Origin of the sequence: Paludibacterium paludis (assembly GCF_018802605.1) — a bacterium.
GTDB classification, from domain to species: domain Bacteria; phylum Pseudomonadota; class Gammaproteobacteria; order Burkholderiales; family Chromobacteriaceae; genus Paludibacterium; species Paludibacterium paludis.
The window spans coordinates 2,879,880-2,898,303 of record NZ_CP069161.1 but is presented as its reverse complement, the minus strand read 5'-3'; the positions used below and the strand labels follow the sequence as shown (position 1 = coordinate 2,898,303).

At 61.8% G+C, this 18,424-nt stretch carries 18 protein-coding genes; all 18 read left to right on the top strand.

Going from position 1 to position 18,424, the window contains the following annotated elements:
- Nucleotides 1–2: 2 nt before the first annotated feature.
- The 18 genes from JNO50_RS13195 to JNO50_RS13110 all read left to right on the top strand — a co-directional run bounded on the left by JNO50_RS13195 (nucleotide 3) and on the right by JNO50_RS13110 (nucleotide 18,416).
- Nucleotides 3–416, top strand: coding sequence for an InvB/SpaK family type III secretion system chaperone (locus tag JNO50_RS13195; RefSeq protein WP_189535733.1), 414 nt, complete (start codon nucleotides 3–5; stop codon nucleotides 414–416).
- Nucleotides 413–1,705, top strand: coding sequence for a type III secretion system ATPase SctN (gene sctN, locus JNO50_RS13190; RefSeq protein WP_189535731.1), 1,293 nt, complete (start codon nucleotides 413–415; stop codon nucleotides 1,703–1,705). Before JNO50_RS13195 ends, sctN begins: the two co-directional genes overlap by 4 nt.
- On the top strand, nucleotides 1,689–2,144 hold the full coding sequence (locus JNO50_RS13185) for a hypothetical protein (RefSeq protein WP_189535729.1): 456 nt from the start codon (nucleotides 1,689–1,691) through the stop codon (nucleotides 2,142–2,144). The genes sctN and JNO50_RS13185 overlap by 17 nt, the downstream gene beginning before the upstream one ends.
- Nucleotides 2,132–3,103 (top strand): SpaN/EivJ family type III secretion system needle length determinant, encoded by a 972-nt coding sequence (locus JNO50_RS13180; protein ID WP_189535728.1) that lies wholly within the window; start codon nucleotides 2,132–2,134, stop codon nucleotides 3,101–3,103. Before JNO50_RS13185 ends, JNO50_RS13180 begins: the two co-directional genes overlap by 13 nt.
- Nucleotides 3,100–3,993, top strand: a complete 894-nt coding sequence (locus JNO50_RS13175) for a FliM/FliN family flagellar motor switch protein (RefSeq protein WP_189535726.1) — start codon at nucleotides 3,100–3,102, stop codon at nucleotides 3,991–3,993. The genes JNO50_RS13180 and JNO50_RS13175 overlap by 4 nt, the downstream gene beginning before the upstream one ends.
- Nucleotides 3,986–4,651: an EscR/YscR/HrcR family type III secretion system export apparatus protein gene (locus JNO50_RS13170; RefSeq protein WP_189535723.1), complete on the top strand. Its 666-nt coding sequence runs from the start codon at nucleotides 3,986–3,988 to the stop codon at nucleotides 4,649–4,651. The genes JNO50_RS13175 and JNO50_RS13170 overlap by 8 nt, the downstream gene beginning before the upstream one ends.
- A gap of 9 nt (nucleotides 4,652–4,660) precedes the next feature.
- Nucleotides 4,661–4,918 carry an EscS/YscS/HrcS family type III secretion system export apparatus protein gene (locus JNO50_RS13165; RefSeq protein WP_189535721.1) on the top strand — a complete coding sequence of 86 codons (258 nt, stop codon included), beginning with the start codon at nucleotides 4,661–4,663 and terminating at the stop codon, nucleotides 4,916–4,918.
- Between the two features lie 10 nt (nucleotides 4,919–4,928).
- Entirely contained in the window at nucleotides 4,929–5,693 is a 765-nt protein-coding gene (gene sctT, locus JNO50_RS13160) for a type III secretion system export apparatus subunit SctT (protein WP_189535719.1), read from the top strand.
- A 12-nt stretch (nucleotides 5,694–5,705) separates the two neighbouring features.
- The gene (locus JNO50_RS13155) at nucleotides 5,706–6,836 is read left to right on the top strand and encodes an EscU/YscU/HrcU family type III secretion system export apparatus switch protein (RefSeq protein ID WP_189535716.1); all 1,131 of its coding nucleotides are present in this window, start codon (nucleotides 5,706–5,708) and stop codon (nucleotides 6,834–6,836) included.
- A 179-nt stretch (nucleotides 6,837–7,015) separates the two neighbouring features.
- Nucleotides 7,016–7,513 carry a type III secretion system translocator chaperone SicA gene (sicA, locus tag JNO50_RS13150; protein ID WP_189535714.1) on the top strand — a complete coding sequence of 166 codons (498 nt, stop codon included), beginning with the start codon at nucleotides 7,016–7,018 and terminating at the stop codon, nucleotides 7,511–7,513.
- A 14-nt stretch (nucleotides 7,514–7,527) separates the two neighbouring features.
- The gene (gene sctE, locus JNO50_RS13145) at nucleotides 7,528–9,435 is read left to right on the top strand and encodes a type III secretion system translocon subunit SseC family protein (RefSeq protein ID WP_189535712.1); all 1,908 of its coding nucleotides are present in this window, start codon (nucleotides 7,528–7,530) and stop codon (nucleotides 9,433–9,435) included.
- 22 nt (nucleotides 9,436–9,457) lie between these two features.
- Entirely contained in the window at nucleotides 9,458–10,810 is a 1,353-nt protein-coding gene (locus tag JNO50_RS13140; protein WP_189535710.1) for an IpaC/SipC family type III secretion system effector, read from the top strand.
- A 19-nt stretch (nucleotides 10,811–10,829) separates the two neighbouring features.
- Nucleotides 10,830–12,083 carry an IpaD/SipD/SspD family type III secretion system needle tip protein gene (locus tag JNO50_RS13135; RefSeq protein ID WP_189535708.1) on the top strand — a complete coding sequence of 418 codons (1,254 nt, stop codon included), beginning with the start codon at nucleotides 10,830–10,832 and terminating at the stop codon, nucleotides 12,081–12,083.
- A 10-nt stretch (nucleotides 12,084–12,093) separates the two neighbouring features.
- Complete coding sequence (locus JNO50_RS13130; protein ID WP_189535702.1) at nucleotides 12,094–14,463, top strand: hypothetical protein; 2,370 nt, start codon at nucleotides 12,094–12,096, stop codon at nucleotides 14,461–14,463.
- A 257-nt stretch (nucleotides 14,464–14,720) separates the two neighbouring features.
- Complete coding sequence (locus tag JNO50_RS13125; RefSeq protein WP_189535700.1) at nucleotides 14,721–14,987, top strand: acyl carrier protein; 267 nt, start codon at nucleotides 14,721–14,723, stop codon at nucleotides 14,985–14,987.
- Nucleotides 14,988–15,156: 169 nt separating this feature from the next.
- The gene (locus JNO50_RS13120; protein ID WP_189535698.1) at nucleotides 15,157–16,884 is read left to right on the top strand and encodes a winged helix-turn-helix domain-containing protein; all 1,728 of its coding nucleotides are present in this window, start codon (nucleotides 15,157–15,159) and stop codon (nucleotides 16,882–16,884) included.
- Entirely contained in the window at nucleotides 16,881–18,104 is a 1,224-nt protein-coding gene (locus JNO50_RS13115) for a PrgH/EprH family type III secretion apparatus protein (RefSeq protein WP_189535696.1), read from the top strand. The genes JNO50_RS13120 and JNO50_RS13115 overlap by 4 nt, the downstream gene beginning before the upstream one ends.
- A gap of 21 nt (nucleotides 18,105–18,125) precedes the next feature.
- The gene (locus tag JNO50_RS13110) at nucleotides 18,126–18,416 is read left to right on the top strand and encodes a type III secretion system needle complex protein (RefSeq protein ID WP_189535694.1); all 291 of its coding nucleotides are present in this window, start codon (nucleotides 18,126–18,128) and stop codon (nucleotides 18,414–18,416) included.
- Nucleotides 18,417–18,424 lie beyond the last annotated feature (8 nt).

Genomic DNA, 18,424 nt, shown 5'->3' with positions numbered 1-18,424 from the left:
CCATGTATAGCCATAACCTCGATATCGCGCGTCTGGTCAGGGATGCCCTGACGGAATCCGGTTGTTCGGAATCGCTGATCGGCGATCTGGACGGTCACTCGACCATCGCACTGGACTTCAAGGATATCCCGAGCCTGTTCGTTACTGCGAACGAGGACGGTATCTGGATCTGGTCGCGCATCGCCGAGTACAACCCGGCCGCCATCGACAACCGCGCCGCCGCGATTTTGCAGCACCTGATGAGTGGGTCCGCCTTCATGGTCGCCGGCCATCCGGTGCTCACCGTCGGCGAGGGATACCTCGAATACAAAGCGCTGGTGAAAGAAGAGTGGCTGAGCGACAGCCAGCGCTTCTCCGAAGTGCTCAACGGTTTCTTCGAGCGCATCGAAGCCATGGACGAGATCGTCAACCGATGAACCAGACAACGCTGCTCAAACCGCTTGCACACCCGGCGAGGCTCGCCGGACCGCTGATCGAGGCGCCGCTTCCGGGCGTGTCGATCGGCGAGTTGTGCGAAATCCAGGCCTCGGCGAGCGATCCGCGCGTTGTCGGCCGCGCGCAAGTGGTCGGGTTTCAGGGAGCGGGCACGCTGCTCAATCTGATGGGCAGCCGCATCGGTCTGTCGCGCGAGATGGTGCTGGTTCCGACCGGCCGGCGTCTCGATGTGGAGGTGTCCGATGCGCGTCTGGGCAGCGTGATGGATCCGTCCGGCCGCGAAGTGCTGCGCTTTGCCGAACCCCGCGCGGGAGAGGACGGTGAACGGCGCGAGGCCGATGCCTTGCCGCCTCCGTTCACCGAGCGCGCGGGTATCCGCGATGTGCTGGCCACCGGAGTGCGGGCGATCGATTCGCTGCTGACCTGCGGCGTTGGCCAGCGCATCGGGATTTTCGCGTCGGCCGGCTGCGGCAAGACCACCCTGATGAACATGCTCATCGATCATAGCGACGCGGATGTCTACGTGATCGGCCTGATCGGCGAGCGTGGCCGCGAGGTGACCGAGTTCGTCGAAACCCTGCGCCAGTCGCCGCATCGCGACCGTTGCGTGCTGGTCTACGCGACCTCCGATTTCGCCTCTGTGGATCGCTGCAATGCCGCGCTGGTCGCGACCGCGGTGGCCGAATACTTCCGCGATCAGGGAAGGCGGGTCGTGTTGTTCGTCGATTCGCTGACCCGGTACGCCCGCGCATTGCGCGACGTGGCGCTGGCCGCCGGTGAAATGCCGGCCCGGCGCGGTTACCCCGCCTCCGTGTTCGATGCGCTGCCGGCCCTTCTCGAGCGCCCGGGCAATACCGCGCACGGCAGTATCACTGCGTTTTACACCGTGCTGCTCGAGAACGAGGACGAACCCGATCCGGTCGCCGAGGAGATCAAGTCGATCCTGGACGGCCACATCCGCTTGAGCCGCAAGCTGGCGGGGCAGGGGCACTTCCCTGCCATCGACATGCTCGCGAGCTTGAGCCGCGTGGCCACCCAGATCATCGGGCCTGATCACCGGGAAGCCGCCGACGAGGCGCGCCGCGTACTGGCGAGGCTCGACGACATGCAATGGACCGTGGAGCTCGGGGAGTATCGCCCGGGTGAGAACCATGACAACGACCGGGCGATGGCGCTCAAGGAACCGCTGATGGCGTTTCTGCGCCAGAGCACCGACGAAGCGGTGTCCGTCTCCGCCGCCCTGGAGCATCTGAGTGGAATCCTGGCGTAAGGCCGGCGGCCTGTTGCGCCTGGCGGATCTCAATATCCGCCGGTCGCAGGGCGAGATCGCCAGGCTCGAAGCCGAGCGGCTGCGCCTGACGGCGCGCCGCGCCGACATCGAGCGGCAGATCGCGTCGGTGAATGCGCTCCTGCTGGCTGAATACCGGCATAACCAGGTGCTCGACCGGGCCGGAATTTACGAAGCGCGCCGGCATGAAGCCGTGCTGCGCGCGCAACTGTCGGGATTGTTTTTCGAAACCGACACACTCCTTGGCGAGGAGGCGAGGCTGGCCATGGAACAGCAGACGTGCCAGGCGCGTTTGCGCTACTGGTCGGCCAAGCAAAACAAATTTCAACGTTGGGTGGCGGACAAACGGCGGGAGGCGCGCATGAAGCGCGATCTTGCCGACGAAGCCGAAACCCAGGAAAGGACGGTATGGAACCGATAACCCCGATGCCCGCCACCCGCACGCCGGCGCAGGGCGAGGAGGCGCGCTCGCTGACGTCGCGCATGGAAGAAATGCTCGGCAAACAGGGCGCGGCCCGTTCGCGGGGCACTCCCGCCCCGCAGGGCCGGGATGCGCGAGGCAAGTCTGGCCCGGCCAAAGCCCATACGGAAAAGAAAACCGTGCGCCATGAGGAAGCGCTGAATCTGGAGGGGTTGGTCTTGGCCCATCCGGCACCGTTGCCCGCGCATGCCGGCAGCGCCCTCGTGTCGCGGGGCTACGCCAAGGCCGGCGCTGCACGGCCCGCGCCGGAACGCGCGCCGGGTGCCGGCCGCGCGCTCCCGGTGGACCGGGGCGTCGCCTCCGCGGCGTCGCATGAGGCGCCGCACGCCTCGCCGCGGGGAAGCGTCCCGCCCCGTGCCGGCATCGTGGCCGGCCCATTGCGCGACGTTTCTTCCGGCAACCGTGCCCCGCAGGTTCCGGGCACGGATGGCCGCCTGACCGACCGGTCGCGCGCCCGGGACGACTCCCGGCATCGTGCCGGCGACATCGAGGGCGCCGCTTCGGTGAATGGATTCTTGCCGACCCACGCCATGCGCGCCGCGGCTCCCGCTCCGGCCGACAACACCCGGCCGGCCGCGCCGCCGATGACGCGCCCGTTCGTGGCGCCCGTTGTGCCGCCCCGTCCGGTTCAACCGGATGGCAGCCTGACCTACACCTTTAAAAGCTGGGAGGGCAACCGTTTCGTCACGGTCCGCGATATCCGCGGCGATGCGGATGCCGCGCGCTGGCGGCTGGAACCCTCGGATGCGATGGTCGGCCAGCGTCTGGCGTCGCAGATGCCGCACACGGTCGCCGGAGAATGGCAACTGGGCGACGGAAATTCCGGCGGGCATGCCCGCCATGATCAAGACCAGCATTCCGCCGGGCAACACGACAGCCACGATGAGGAAGAAGCATGAGCCGTCCCGTATTTCGCCGCCATGACACAGCATCGCTGTCGCTTGACGCCGCATGCCGGCGCCTGACGGCGCTGGGCGTTGAGGCCGTCATGTCGCGCTGTCATCCCGGCGAGCGTTATCTGTCGTTTTCGTGCGGCGAAGAGGGCGCGGCCTGGGAAGGATGCGTCCCGGCGGGCGACTGGCTGGCCGAGGCCTTGCCCGTTCTGGCCGGCGTATCGCTGCGCGGTCTGTCCGATGGCACCCTGGAAAACCTGGCCCGGCGATTGCCCCGTTCCGCCAGCCTCGAGGTTGCGGGATTGCCGACGCAGCCGTTCCGCGTGCTGTCCGTGTTCTCCGGTGGTAATGCCGTGGGCATCTCGGTCGGCCGTGTGCTGATCACGTCGGTGGCCGAGTCGTGCCTGCCCGCCGCGCCGGGCGCCTTACCCGCCAACTTGCCGGTAACGCTGGATTTTCTGGTGGGAACGGGCGAGATGCCGGTCGGTGCGATCAAGCGCCTCGTCCCCGGCGATATCGTGATGATCCGTTCGCCTGGCAGAACCATGCTGGCCAATGGCGAGCCGCTGTTCACCTATGCATTCAATGAAAAGGAAGTCGTAATGGAAGACCACCTGGATCCGGCCGCCGCGCGCGAGCCCGTCGCGGTGACTCCGGACAGCCCCGTGGGCATGATTCCGGTGAAGCTCGAATTCGTGCTGTACTCGGAGACCCGTTCGCTGGCCGAGCTGCAGAACCTGCGCCAGGGCGATGCCCTGACCTTGCCGGAAGACGCCGAGCGGCAGGTGAAGCTGATGGCCAACGGTTGCCGGATCGGAGTCGGCGAACTGGTGGAAATCCAGGGGCGTCTGGGCGTCGAAATTACCGAACTGACGGTTGGAGCACTCCATGCATAACGATTTCGCGCTGATCGCCATCATCAGCTTCGCCACCTTGCTTCCGTTCCTGGTGGCGTCCGGTACCTGCTACATCAAGTTCTCCATTGTCTTCAATATCGTGCGCAACGCGCTCGGATTGCAGCAAGTGCCGAGCAATATGGTGCTCAATGCCGTGGCGCTGATGCTTTCCTGTTACATCATGATGCCGATCGGGCAGGAGATGTACAACACCTACCAGCAACAGAATGTCTCGCTCGATAGCGCGCAATCGATCGTCAATTTCATCGATCAGGGCACCGACGGATACCGCAGCTATCTGCAGAAATACTCCGATCCGGATCTGGTCGCTTTCTTCGAGAAGGCCGCGGGCCAGCGTCCCGAAGGCGCGGCGGCCGCCAATGCCGACGATGGCGATGTCCGCCCGTCCATCATGACCCTGCTGCCGGCCTACGCCCTCTCCGAAATCAAGAGCGCGTTCACCATCGGTTTTTATATCTATCTGCCGTTTGTGGTGGTCGACCTGGTGATCTCCAGCATCCTGCTCTCGCTGGGCATGATGATGATGAGTCCGGTGACCATTTCCGTGCCCGTCAAGCTGGTGCTGTTCGTCGCGATGGATGGCTGGGGTCTGCTGTCGCGCGGGCTCGTTCAGCAATACCTGTCGATTCACCACTGAGGACCCATCATGGAAAACCTTGTTTACGCCGGCTCGAAAACCCTGCATCTGGTGCTGGTGTTGTCGGCCTGGCCGATTATCGTCGCCACCGTGGTCGGTCTGCTCGTTGGCCTGTTCCAGACGGTGACGCAGTTGCAGGAGCAGACGTTGCCGTTCGGCGTCAAGCTTCTGGCGGTGAGCCTGTGCCTGTTCCTGCTCTCAGGCTGGATCGGCCAGACCCTGATGAATTTCGGCCAGGAAGCGTTCCGCCTGGCTCTGGCTCACTGAGCGCGTGGCGATGCACAGCGTTTCCCTCGAATCCTTCTATCCGCTGATGTGGCTTGCGGCGATCGGTTATGCCCGGGTGGCCCCGGTGTTCTACCTGATGCCGTTCCTCAATAGCGGCGTGCTGACCGGCATGGTGCGCCAGTGCGCGATTTTCCTGACGGTGCTCGGACTCTCCCCGCTGGCGCGGTGTGTGCTGCCGCCTTTCGACATGGTGACCTATGCCGTGCTGCTGGCTCACGAGGCTTTGACCGGGCTGGTGGCGGGCGTGGTGCTGTCCATGCCGTTCTGGGTATTCCACGCGGTGGGCAGCCTGATCGACAACCAGCGCGGCGCGACCATCAGCAGCACCATGGATCCGGCCAATGGTGTCGAAACGTCGGAGCTCGCCAATTTTTTCAATCTGTTCGCCGCGACGGCCTTTTTGGCGGGGGGAGGCATGCATTTGCTGCTCGACACGCTGGCGCAAAGCTATGCGATGGCGCCGATCACCGGTCCCTTGCGGCTGGATCTGACTGAGGCGTTCCCGCTGATCGGGCAGTTGATGACCCGCTGCCTGCTGTTGGCGTCCCCGGTCTATCTCACCATGCTGGCCAGCGAGGTCCTGCTGGGGGTGCTGTCCCGTTTCGCGCCGCAGCTTAATGCGTTCAGCGTGGCGATGACAGTCAAAAGCGCGCTGGCGCTGATCGTGATGCTGATCTGCTTTGGCGGTTCTTACACGCCGGAAGTGGCGAAACTGAGCCATGCGCTGTCGTTCGCGCACTGGGTGGCCCACTGAGGGGGAGGGGACATGTCCGAAAACAAAACCGAAAAGCCCACGCCCAAGCGCCTGCAGGATGCCGCGCGCAAAGGGCAGGTGTTCCGCAGCAAGGATGTGCTGACGGCAATCCTGCTGTTGGCGGGCACCTTGTACCTGTCATCGCTGTTTTCCCTGAAATCGGTGACCGACCTGATCGTCGAAGCCGTCAAGGGACCCGCTGCGCTCGGTCTGGAAGCCTATGCCCTGTCGGTGACCCTGACCACGCTGAAGATCGCCGTGCCGTTCATCGGCTTGTGCGTCGTGGCCTCGGCGCTGCCGTCCTTGCTGTTCACGCGGTTCAGGCTGGCGACCGAATCGCTGAAGCTCAACTGGTCGGCCATCAACCCGGTATCGGGATTCAAGAAGATATTTTCCATGCGTACCGTCAAGGAACTCGTCAAAGCGATGCTGACGCTGACCTTGAGCCTGGCGGGCGGCTGGGTGTTCTGGCTCAACGAAAAACGCGCGCTGTTCTCCGGAATGAACGGCGATCTCGTCAATCTGGGCGCTTTGGCCGGCAGTCTGCTGCGTTCGCTGGTGTTCGCCATACTGGCGGCCCTGGTGATTATCCTGATTATGGATTTGCTGACCGAATACCTGTTGTTCATGAAAGACATGATGATGGACAAACAGGAGATTAAACAGGAATACAAAGAGCAGGAAGGCAATCCGGAAGTCAAATCGCGCCGCCGCGAAATTCACATGGAACTGCTTTCCGCACAGGATAAATCGGATATCAAGAATTCCCAGTTCCTGTTGACCAATCCGACCCATATCGCCATCGGTATTTTCTGTAACCCGGAAATCATTCCCGTTCCGTTCATTTCCTTCATGGCCAATAACCAGAAAGCCCTGGCGGCGCGACGCTACGCTGAAAAAATCGGTATTCCCGTGGTGAAGGATATTCCGCTCGCCCGGAAGATTTTCCGGACCCACCACCGCTACAGCTTCGTCAGTCTTGAAACCGTGGAGGAAATCGCCCGGATTCTCGTCTGGCTGCAACAAGTGGAAATGGCCGGGCAATGGCCGCCTGTCGCCCCGCCGGACATCGAACCGGACGAACAGGTCGACACCGATCCGCCCGGCAATGAAGCGGATACGTCGCCGCCTGCTTCGCACTGAACTCCCGTTTTACCGCACCGCTTTGTTTTTTCACCGGAAAAGCAGGGATCGGTGCGGCCTGAAACCGGAAAAAACAGACATCGGAAACGATGATCGATTTATGGATGAGCGCTTTTGGCGCAACTGATTTAATCACATTGACCACCCCCGACAGGGTGTCTCACCAGGAGTAATGAAAGATGACGAATTCAACGCAAACCCTGAACGCCGAAACCATGGAATCCCTGTGGGATGCGATCAGCCAGGGCGCAACGCTCAAAGACCTGCGCGGCATTCCCGACGATTTGATGGAAGGGTTATACGGCTATGCCTACGACTTTTACCAAAAAGGCCGTCTGGACGAAGCCGAGGCTTTCTTCCGCTTTCTTTACCTGTACGACTTTTATAACGCCGACTACGTAATGGGACTGGCCGCGGTGTACCAACTGCGCAAGGCCTATGAAAAAGCGGCCGATCTTTACGCCGTGGCGTTTGCGCTGGGCAGAAACGACTACCGGCCGGTATTCCAGGCCGGTCAGTGCCAACTGGCCATGAACAAACCGCACAAGGCCCGCCAGTGCTTCGAACTGGTGGCCGAACACGGTGACGAGGCACTCAAGACACGTGCCCGCGCTTTTCTGGAAACCCTGGCCAAAACGCAGGAACCGGAAGAGGGCGGGGAAGACTCCGACGACTAAGCAAGGAACCTATCATGACCGCTATTAACTTCAACATCAACCGGGCCGCCGTACCGTCGAGTCTCGCCAAGGAGGCGGTGCGTCTGACCCGCTCCCAGGCGGGCTCCCTGGTCGGCGAGGCCGATCACGCCGTTCAACACCTGCTGGCGACGTTCGCCGCCGAAGGCGCGAACGATCCGGTAACGGGAAAGCGCCGCGCCAACGCGCCGCAATTGCGCTCCCCGGTCAAGGGTTTCGTCGTGCCCAGGGACGAGGCGCGCGAGACCCCGGCCTCCACCCGGGACAATCATGCCGGCGAAACGGCGGGACGCGAGGTGTCGTTCGCCGCCATGGGCGATACCGGTCCGGCCACCTCCGCCAGCGCCGGCACGCAGGCTTCCGCCTCGCAAACCGCGCATCGCGATGCCGCCAGCTCCCTGACGGAGCTGTTGGCCTATCTTGCGAAACTGGTGGGTGCGACATCGGTGCAAACCCTGCAGACCAACATCGGTATTTTCCAGGACATGATGTCGGCGCAAGTCGCCGCGTCCGCGGCCGCTTCGCTCGAATACGCGGCGCAAGTCGCCGCGATGAATGCGGCGTCGGCCCAATTGCAGCAGGACCTGGATGCCGCGCAGCAGACCAAGAATGCGCTGGACCAGGCGAGCCAATCGGCCACCAAGGCGCACGCCGCTCTGGACGCGCTCTCTCCCAAGGACAAGGGCTATCAGGACGCGAAGGCCAAGGCCGATGCCGCCGATGCCAAGGTCGCGACACTGTCGTCCAAGTACAAGGACGCGACCGATGCTGTTTCTCTGGCATCCAAAGCGGCGGACGAGGCCAGCGCCAAAGCCAGCGCGGTCCTGAATCTGCTGGATGTCGGCGGAATGAACCGTCAGTCCGACTCCTCGCTTCAGGGCAATCTGGATGCGCATCGCGATGCGCAGAGCGAACTCGTAGGGCTGATGGCTCGTTTGTCCGCGCTGATCGGTGACAGCAACGACGAAAACCTCAAGACCCAGGCCGATATCCAGCAGCAGTCGAATATCGCCCGAGAGAAGGATCTGGAGAAGCAATCCAGCGATTACGAAGCCAAGGTGGCCAAGCAAGAGCATCTGAACAAGGCGATGGGGTGTGTCGGCAAGATTCTCGGCGCGCTGCTGTGCGTGATCGGCGCGGTGGCCGCGGTGTTTTCCGGGGGGGCGAGCCTGGCCTTGTTCGCCGTCGGCCTCGCGCTGACCGTCGCGGACAAGATCTGCAAGAAAGTGACCGGCACGTCGTTCATCGAGAAGGCCATGGAGCCGCTGACCAAACTGATGCAAAAACTCGCCTCGGCGATCAGCAGCCTGGTGACCAAGGCGCTGGAAGCCGTGGGCGTGCCAAAGGACAAGGCCGAGCTGGCCGGCTCCATCATCGGCGGCGTCGTGGCGGCGCTTGCCGTGGTCGCCGCCATGGTCGGCGCGGCGTTCGTCGCCAAGGGCGCGGCTTCGAAGATGGCCGGCGTGATGACCAAAACCCTGGAAAAAACCATCGGCAAGCTGATTCCGCAGGTTCTCAAGGATGTCGCGGAGGACGCCGGCGCGATGGTGTCCAAGGGCTTTGGCCGGGTGCGCAGTTTCCTTGGCGCCGGTGACGAGGTCAGCGCCCAGCGGATGGCCAAGCGTGCGCAGATGATGCACACCGGCCTGAACGCCGCTTCCCAGGTCACGCAAAGCGGGCTGGAGATCGGCTCGGCCGATGCCGGCAAGAAAGCCAATGACGCGTTGGCCAACCTCAAGCTTTACGAGCGGGCCGGCGAAGTCCTCAACGACCTGTTCAGCCACATGCTCGACACGTGGCAGCAGCAGTCCGGCGTGATGGAGGATTTCCTCAAGGAAATGTCCAGCGTCATCGCCAACATCAATCAAACCGGTATCGCGATCGCCCAGAAAGCGGCGATCTGATCAACAAGACAGGAGCAAGATCATGACACGAATCACTCAAGGGCCGGTGATGACGGCCGGCTACAGCAAGGCCAACTCGCTTGACGCATCCAGCCTCGATAATCAGCCGATGGCGCTTAACGCGCACAACACCAAAGATCAGAAGCGCATCGCCGACGCCCTGTCGAACGGGCAGCAGGTGGTGTCGCAAATGAAAAACTTTCTGCTGCGTTCCCCCTCGGTGCGGATGAACCACCAGGACCGGGTCGATGCCGTGCGCATGCTGAACACGCCGGAAGCTCATAACATGCTGTCGTCCCTGATTCTCCAAGCGGGTCAGGAAGCGTCGGAGGGGCAGACGCAAACCGGAGGCGGCGATCTTGTCTCCAGCCTGGTCAACAGCAATTCCGTGCTCTCGGCGCTGATGGTCAAACTGATGGACATCGCGCTGACTCAGAACCAGGCCAACTCGCAACTGCAAGGCGCTTTCGGCACGATGGCTTTTGCGGCCAGCGAACAGGAGGCCAGCGAGACGATCAAGGCCGGCCAGGCCACCTTCGCCGGCGCCGTCAGCGGCGGTGTCCTGAACATGGGCGCGACCCTCGGCGGTTCGGCCATGACGCTCAAGGGGCATAGCATTTCGGCGGATTCGCTGAAGAACAACGAAGCCGGGCGGATCGGCATCGAAAGTTCCTTGCGCAAGACCGCGCCGGAATTCGCCTCGGGCAAGAACATCGAAGAGCGCGGCGAGGAACTGCAGAGCCTGAAGCTCAATCGCCAGCAAGGTTCGGGCGAGGAACTGGACAACCGGAACGAACCGGTTTCCGAATCCGGCGCGCGGCCGGATACGCTCGCCGCCGGCGAGGATGCCGCGATGCGCGGCGCCAACGAGCGCGTGCGCACCGCCGACGGCGATGTGAACGATGGCGATGCGGGGAATGCTGGCGATAGCGGTGCCGATAGCGCAAACCAGCCGGACGCCGCGAACAAGGACGACGCAAAGCTCAAGGCCGGCAATGAGCACTTGGCGAAGGACCACTCCGGTGCTATCGAGAAGAGCCAGGAAGATTTGAAGCATGAGGCCGAGCTGAAGGGGCTTACCCATAAACAGCAATCGGTTGTCGCCGACCGCCATGTGACGATCGGCCGCACCATCGGCGATATCGGCCGCCCCATCGGCGATTCGGTGAACGCGGCCGGCAACATGCAGGCTTCCTCGGACAACGCGCAGGCGAAACTGGACGACGCCGGCTCGAAAGTGGAAGGCTCGGTCTCCAACGATGCCGCCGATGCCCGACGTCAGGCTCAGCAAATGGCGGACAAGATGCTGCAGGTCATCGTGCAAATGATGATGGCCAACACCGACGCCATGGGTTTTGGTGCCCAGAAAATCTGATTCAGCAAAGGAATGACTCATGAAAATCCGTCCCAGTGGCGAGGCCCACGTCTCGCCGCTGGCCGGCGCCGCTAACTCGGCCCCGGTCGGCCAAACCGATGAAACCCGGCACGAAACCGTATCGAACGACACGCTCTCCCGCTCCGTCGCTGCGCGAAGCGGGCTGGGCAGCGTGATGGCGAACGCCAAGGTGAGCCTTGATGGCGTCGCCGATAAGCTCTCCGCCCTGTTGAAAGCCTGCCGCCGCACCGGCAAGATCGGAGGCTCCCCGGTTGCGGGGCCGGCCCCCTTTGCCGGCAGGCCCGCGTCGCCTTCCTTGCGGATCCAGTCCTCCACGAAAGCGGCGAAACAGTCGGTATCCCAGCTGTGCCTGTCGCTGCAGCAATTGAAGAGTCATCTTGACGGCCACAAAGCGGGGCGTGGCGCCTCTTTCGTGTCGTTCGCCAGCATGCCGCTCTCCGATGTCCAGCAGTCGATGATGGCAACCTTCGGCACTCCCCTGACCGATAACAAGATGGTAGATGGCTCGCAATTCCAGGCGTTTCAATCTTCGTTCGACGCGACGATGCAATCATGCTGGACGATGATGGAGCAGTTGGGAAAGATCGGCGTATTGTCCAGCGAGCAGATTGAAGACATGCTCTCCAAGTCGCTGAGCGAGGTGAATACCGACTACCTGATGAGATGGTCGGACCTGGCCGACAACTATGCGGATTTTTACAACGATCTGTGCACCGATGTACAGGAAGCCGAAACGGGCTGCATCGACAGTTCCGCGCCGAGCGACAGCAACCACAATAAGTTCGACGCCAAGACGTTCAACGACAAAATCGTGGAAATCCAGAAAAAATACTGGAACACCTCCGGTCCTGGCGGCATGCCCGATCCGAACAGCCCGCCGACGTTCAAAATGCTCTCCGGTCTGACCAAGGATCAGGCGGACGCGTTTGCGAAATCCACGGAACTGAAGGTCTACCCGGATAGCGACGGCACTTATTATCTGGGGCTCGACACCATGCCGCTCGCGGATATTCAGGGAGTGATGACAAAAACCTTCGGCAACCCGCTGACCGATGGCAAAGAGGTCGACTCGGCGCAGTTCCAGAGTTTCCAGACCTCGTTTTCCTCGTCGATGCAGACTTATCAGAACAAGATGCAGCAGTTGGCGCAATTGTTCAGCCAGGCGAACTCGACGTTCGACAACCTCAACAAAGTACTGAGCAGCAGCATCCAGTCGCTGCTGCAAACGGACCAGGGCTTCCTGAAGATTTAAGGAGAGAAACATGGGAATGGAAATTACGGGACGTCAGCGCAGTGCGTCCATCTCGGATGCCCGTGTGTTGTCGTTCCATCCGGAGTTGATGAAACCGGAAAAGGTGCGCGCGGATTCCGCCGTTCCCGTACCCCCACCTGCCGCTCACGCGTTCGCCGGGTCGACACCGAATTCGCTGGTCCGGGATTACAAGGATCGCGCGCACCAATACATGGTGGCCACATTCGGGTTTCCCGCTCACGAGGCATTGACGGAGATCGAGCCGCTCTTGCGTCTGCAGATCGAAGCGTTCGCCAATGTGTGTTTCCTGCTGCAGCTGAACGGGGCGCCGTTACCGGAAAACGTACAAAAAGCAGCAAAGAATTTTTCCACGTATCTGAAGGGAAACATCGGCACCCTTCAGAAAAAGGATGCGAACTCGGCTTCATTCAGAAATATCCAGAATTCATTCGCAACGCATGCCAAAGCACTGAACAAAGCCATCGATGCCGCCGGTTGGGACAATGCGCTGACTTCGTTGAAGCACGGGGAAGTGGGGCGCCTCGTTGCCTCCCACATGGACGGGAAAGTTCAGGATAGGCATGGCGCCTCGCTGCACCATAGCGAGTGGAACAACGGGCATGCGATGCTGGACGGCGCCGCGAATGGCGCGGCGAACGCGGTACAGAGCACGTACAGCGAGCACAAAACGTCGCAGCTGTATGTCAGAAACGCTTCGATAATGCTCGAATTGGCCCGGGTGCATTTTATCCGCGGTCTTGAAAGCGCCTCGGGCGCGTCATCATCCAAACCTGCTGCCGATGCCTCCAATCGTATCAACGACGAAAAGCCCGCCGCGACCACCACGAGTGATGCGGCAACGTCGATGGACAGCGGGGTCGAAACGGCAGAGGCAGGGGTTCAAACTAAAGCGGCGGAAGACACGCAGGACACTCTGCGGTCCGAGACGCCGTCGTTCGTGAAATCCGACACCACTAGCATGGATAGCACGTCAAGCTCGACCGGAACAGAGATGTCCAGGGTGGATATGTCCGATCAATCGACGGATATGGAGGGTTTTGATGACAACTTGCTGAGTGAGCGGGCCAAGGCAGCATTGAATCAGGATCCTTCCGCGACCACCACGAGTGATGCGGCAACGTCGATGGACAGCGGGGTCGAAACGGCAGAGGCAGGGGTTCAAACTAAAGCGGCGGAAGACACGCAGGACACTCTGCGGTCCGAGACGCCGTCGTTCGTGAAATCCGACACCACTAGCATGGATAGCACGTCAAGCTCGACCGGAACAGAGATGTCCAGGGTGGATATGTCCGATCAATCGACGGATATGGAGGGTTTTGATGACAATTTGCTGAGTGAGCGGGCCAAGGCAGCATTGAATCAGGATCCTTACGATACGATTTACTTCGACCCCTCTGCTAAGGCCTCGTCCTCTGAGGATCTATCCTTGAAGGAGCCGAGACAGCAACTGTTCCCTGATGTTCCTGTCGTGACCACAACCGTGGAAGAGGATGGTTCCCTATTGGAACCTGTGCCGAACTTGGAATTCGTTGGGCGAGAGGTATCGATCCAGTCTTTGGTAGTGGATGGCGCATCTCGGTCAAACCCTATCTCCGACGCGGTTGATCAAGCCGGTAGCGGTTCTCATATCTCAGTTGCCTCGATTGAGTTGGCTCCCATTACCGCGGCACTTGGCCGGGTGTCGGAGCTGTCTTTGAAGCCAGAAAAAGCGCCGGCTTACGATTTTGGCAGGATGCGCATCGTCGGCCCGATGCCGGTGCAGTTCGAACCTCCCAAGCAGTTCAATGATGCCTCCTTCGAAACGATACCCATGCGCTTGCTTTCTCTGATCAAGGCGTCGCTGGATACGGTTACCGACCCCGGCGACTGGCAAGCCTCCCGCGCGTTCCGCAAACAGGTGAACCAGGTTGTTGACAGGCTGGAGAGAACGCTACGAAATTACCCCGATGGGATCCTGGACGATGCCTTTCAGGACGATCTTGGCAGGATTCGGGATGTGCTTCAACGGCTGGGCAAGGACACAACCCGGGGAGACGCGTCGCTTGCCGGCAAGGAAGCCGAGCGTTTCCTCCGTCATGCCACCGTGATCGTGACGGCCGGGCGCGCGCTCAAGGACAACGACCGGTTCAACAAACCGTCGTCTCCCGAAGGCGTGATCTGGTCTCTGGTCGCAGCGTACCTGGGCGAGGATAACGCCAATAACTTGAAGATGCTGTCCTCCGGCATCGCCGATGGCAGGGCGCGCGGTTCCCTGGGTGTGCTTCTGACGGAAAAGGGCGCGCTGACGAGGCATGCTGCCGAATTCCAGCGCGAGGCCGGCAACGCTTTCCTGTCTCCTGTGGAAACTGTGGCCGCGTAAGCCGTTTTCGCTGTGCCGCCGTCGCCATCGTCAAGGTGGCGACGGCGTTTTTTCCCATTTTCCTCCATTCCATTCCTTCCCGCCGGGTGCCTGCCCCGGTCAAGCGGGCGGACCCGGAACCCGCGCAGTTTCGGATTCCTCTGATCTTCTACGCTTCGCCGTCTCTCTAAAGTAACCACATCGGCGGACACGAGGACTGGGCCCGCGTCGGACCCCCAGCTCATTGCTGCCTTGATTTATTTTTTGGGAGACAGCACATGAATCTTTACTCAAACAGCCAAAGCATCGAAGAGCGCGTCCGCAGCCTGATCGCCTGGACGTTCGTTATCGATGAGGCCGACGTGAAGGATGATACCCACTTCGTCAAGGACTTGGGCGCCGACTCGATGGACCTGATCGAGTTGGTGATCTCTGTCAACGAAACCTTTTCGGTTGAGCTGGACGCGACCCATCTGGAAAGCATGCTGACCACGTGCGGCCTTATTCAGACCATCAAGACGGCCAAGGAAACCGTCACCAACTGAGTCGTCCGGATCCCGCCAGCCACCCCCGCGCAGTTGACTGCGTCGGGGGTGTCTTTTTTTGTGCGGTTTTTTTCTTTTTTCGCTTTCGGATTCCTCCGATCACTTTCTCATCCCGCGAAAGATAAATTGGTTGCCAATTCAGTGATTTAGCCATGTGGCGGGAGCGGGTATGCACAGCGACAGAACATTTGCCGGTCAGTTTGTCTTCGGCGACTTCGTCTTGAAGTCCGAAGGCGTGCTGTCGCGCGGCGGAAAGGAGACGCGGTTGCCTCCCAAAGAGACCCTCGTTCTGCTGACGCTGGTGAAATCCGCCGGTGAGCTGGTCAGCAAAGACGCACTGCTCGACGCGGTGTGGGGTGCCGAGTCGGTCGGTGAGGAGTCGCTGACACGCTGTATCTATACCTTGCGCCGCCTGCTTGGGGAAACCCGTGACGACCGGTATATCGAGACCGTGTACGGCAAGGGATTCCGTTTCAACCGCGTGGCGACCTTCATGCCCGCCGCGCAGCGCGTCTCGCAGTGTTCCCTGGCGATTCTGCCGTTTCAGATCTCCGGTTTCGACAGCCTGGCCGTTCACGGCAGCCTGATCCACAAACTGTCGCGGCTAGGCCATTATGGTGTCCATGTCGTGCCTGCGGTCATGAGCCGCGAGGCGACCTCGAGCGCCGGGATCCATGCGCTCCTCGAAAAAGTCGCCCCCGATTACTATCTCGCCGGCGAAACCGTGCAGCGGGGCGGCAATCGCCTGCTCAAGCTCGAACTGGTCCGGTCCTCCGATCACGCGCTGGTATCGAGCCACACTCTGCTGCTTGTCGACGGCATGTCCGATGCCACGCTGATTCAGCGTATCGCGGCGGAGCTGCCCGGACAGATTCCGGGTTTCGTTCCCTCCCGGGCGCTGCCTTCCGACGGCGCGTCGCTGGATGTGATGCTGTCTTGTCAGCAGGCGCGCCGTTACCTGCGTCAGCCTTCCCGGCGCAATCTCGATCATGCGCTTCACTATTTCCAGATGGCGCTTGGCGCCGACCCCGGTTATGCGCCGGCCCACTGCGGCGTGGCCGAAGTCTATCTGGCGCTGGCTTCCCTGGGATACCTGCACGTTCAGGATGTGATGGAGCGCACCCGGCAGGCGCTTGAGACGGCCGAAACGCTGGACCCCAAATCTCCGCTATTGCTGGCCGTGAAAGGCTGGTACTGGCGTTTTGCCGAAGGCGATACCGACGCGGCGGAGCAGTGCTTCCATGAAGCGCTGTCGATCGGCGCGCCGATCGCCGAACTGCACTATTACTACGCATGCCATCTTGTTCATGAAGGCCGCCGCGCCGATGCGCTCGCCGAACTGGAGCGGTGTCTGGCCATCGATTCTGGCATGGACCGGGCCCGGATCGAAACGATCTGGGTGTTGTTCCACCTTGGCCGTTTTGCCCTGGCGCGGGAAACCGGAGAGGCGTTGTTGCGCACGTCCCCGTGTCCCGGCCCCGCCGTGTACGCCGCCCTGGCGGTGGTGCTGATGATGCAGGGCGATGCGGAAAGCGCTGTGGCCATGGCAAGACGTATCGGTGTGGAAGAGGAGGACGCCTTGTGGCTGTCCGCCTGTCATGCCTGGGTGATGGCTTCGGTCGATCCGGACCGGGTTGCCGGACTGATACCTGCATTGCTGGACGAAGCCGGCCGCGAGCCGCCGATGCTGTCGGTTTTTCTGCCGGTGGTCCGCCTGCTTGGCGGCCCCGACGCGGCCCGCTCGCTGGAAATCCGTGCCGAGGCCGCCGGTTGCCGCTGGCTCGGACTGATGCGCGCCGATCCTCGCCTGTCCGATGATCCGGCCATGCCGGCCGGTGAGTCCGGGCGATCCCGTTCCCTTTTCAAGACAACCTTTAACAGCGAAGCACGAGTATGAACGAGGATTTTCTGAAACCCGTCGCCCCCGCCGCCTATACCCTGCGCATTCTTGGCGGTGCGCTGTCCGGCGCCGAGTTCGAGTTGCCTGCGGGACGCACCCTGCTTGTCGTGGGCAGTGAGACGCTGCTTGCGCCCGGCGCGGACGACGCCATGCCGGATATGCCGGAGGATGCGCTGTATCTGCCTTCGGACACCAACGGTCCCAATATCGAATTGCGGCTTGCCGAACCGGACTCGGTTCTGGCCGAGCCGCTCTCCATCACCATTCATGCCGCGGATGGCTCACGCGATGAGGCGGCGCAGCTCAACCGGGTGTTGACCGCCGGCACACTGCGTTTTGCGGTCCGGCGCATCGACGAACCCTGGTCCGAAGAGGTGCTGGGCTTGGCGATGACTTCGCCGCCGGCCGGAACTCCCCTCGTGTCGGCTCCGTCACGCGCTCGCCGCGCCGCGTTGGCGGCTCTGGGGTTCGTGGCTGTGGCGGCGATTGTCGCCGGCGCCTGCCGGTTCGTCTGGCTGGCGAACCATCCGACCGTCGATCAGGAAACCGCTTCGCTTGCCGCGATGATGACCGGCACCGGGCAGCCCTGCCTGATCCGGGAGAGCGAGGGCCGGATGTATGTCGTCGCGGCTTCCGAGGAGGATGCCAACTGGGCGCGGCAGGCCCTCGTTCGCACCGGCAAGATCGCCGGAGTCACCGTCGTATCGAAAGAGGAGGAGAGCGCGCGGCTCGGCCGTCTTCTTGATGAACGGGGCACGGCCTGGTTCGTGCTGCGGCTGGAGGATCCCGCTCATCCCGTACTGCTGGTCAGCCAGGACCGCTCGAATACCGACGCGCCTTCGCTGCTGCAATTGCGCGGATGGCTTAAGCACCAGCTGCCCTACGCTTCGAGCGTCAGCGTCGAAACGCATAGCGACGCGGAGGTGGCGGATGTCGCCCGCGAAGGTCTGAAACGACTGGCCATCCCTTTCGACGAGATCCGCCACGAGGGCAGTGTGACCTTCGTGACGCGAGGCGACCTTGACGACGCCGCGCTCTCCCGGTTGCGAGCGTTTTCAGGACAGTTTTACCGGCAATGGGGATCGCGCTACGTGCATTTCTCCGTCGAGCTGAAAGAGGACTGGCTCAAGGGCAAGTCCTACCAGTACGGCAGCGAGGGCTACGTCAAGCTGGCGCCCCGGCAGTGGTATTTCCCCGAACCGATTTCCCCCCGTTAATTTCATGTAAGGAATCATGTCATGCCCAGTCAATACCCTATCGTCGTAGGCCCGAACCAGGACGCCGGCAATGCCGACAACTGGAACGGCTGGTTGACCAATGTGTCGAATCAATTCGACTCCGGTGTCATCGATCTGAACAACAAGGTGTCCACGACACTTTCCGCCCTGACCAGCGATCCGTCCGACCCGAGCAAGCTGGCCGACTACCAGAAGGCGTTATCCGAATACACCCTGTACCGCAATGCGCAGTCCAGCACCGTCAAGTCCTTCAAGGACGTGGATAGCACCATCCTGCAGAACTTGCGCTAAGACGGCCG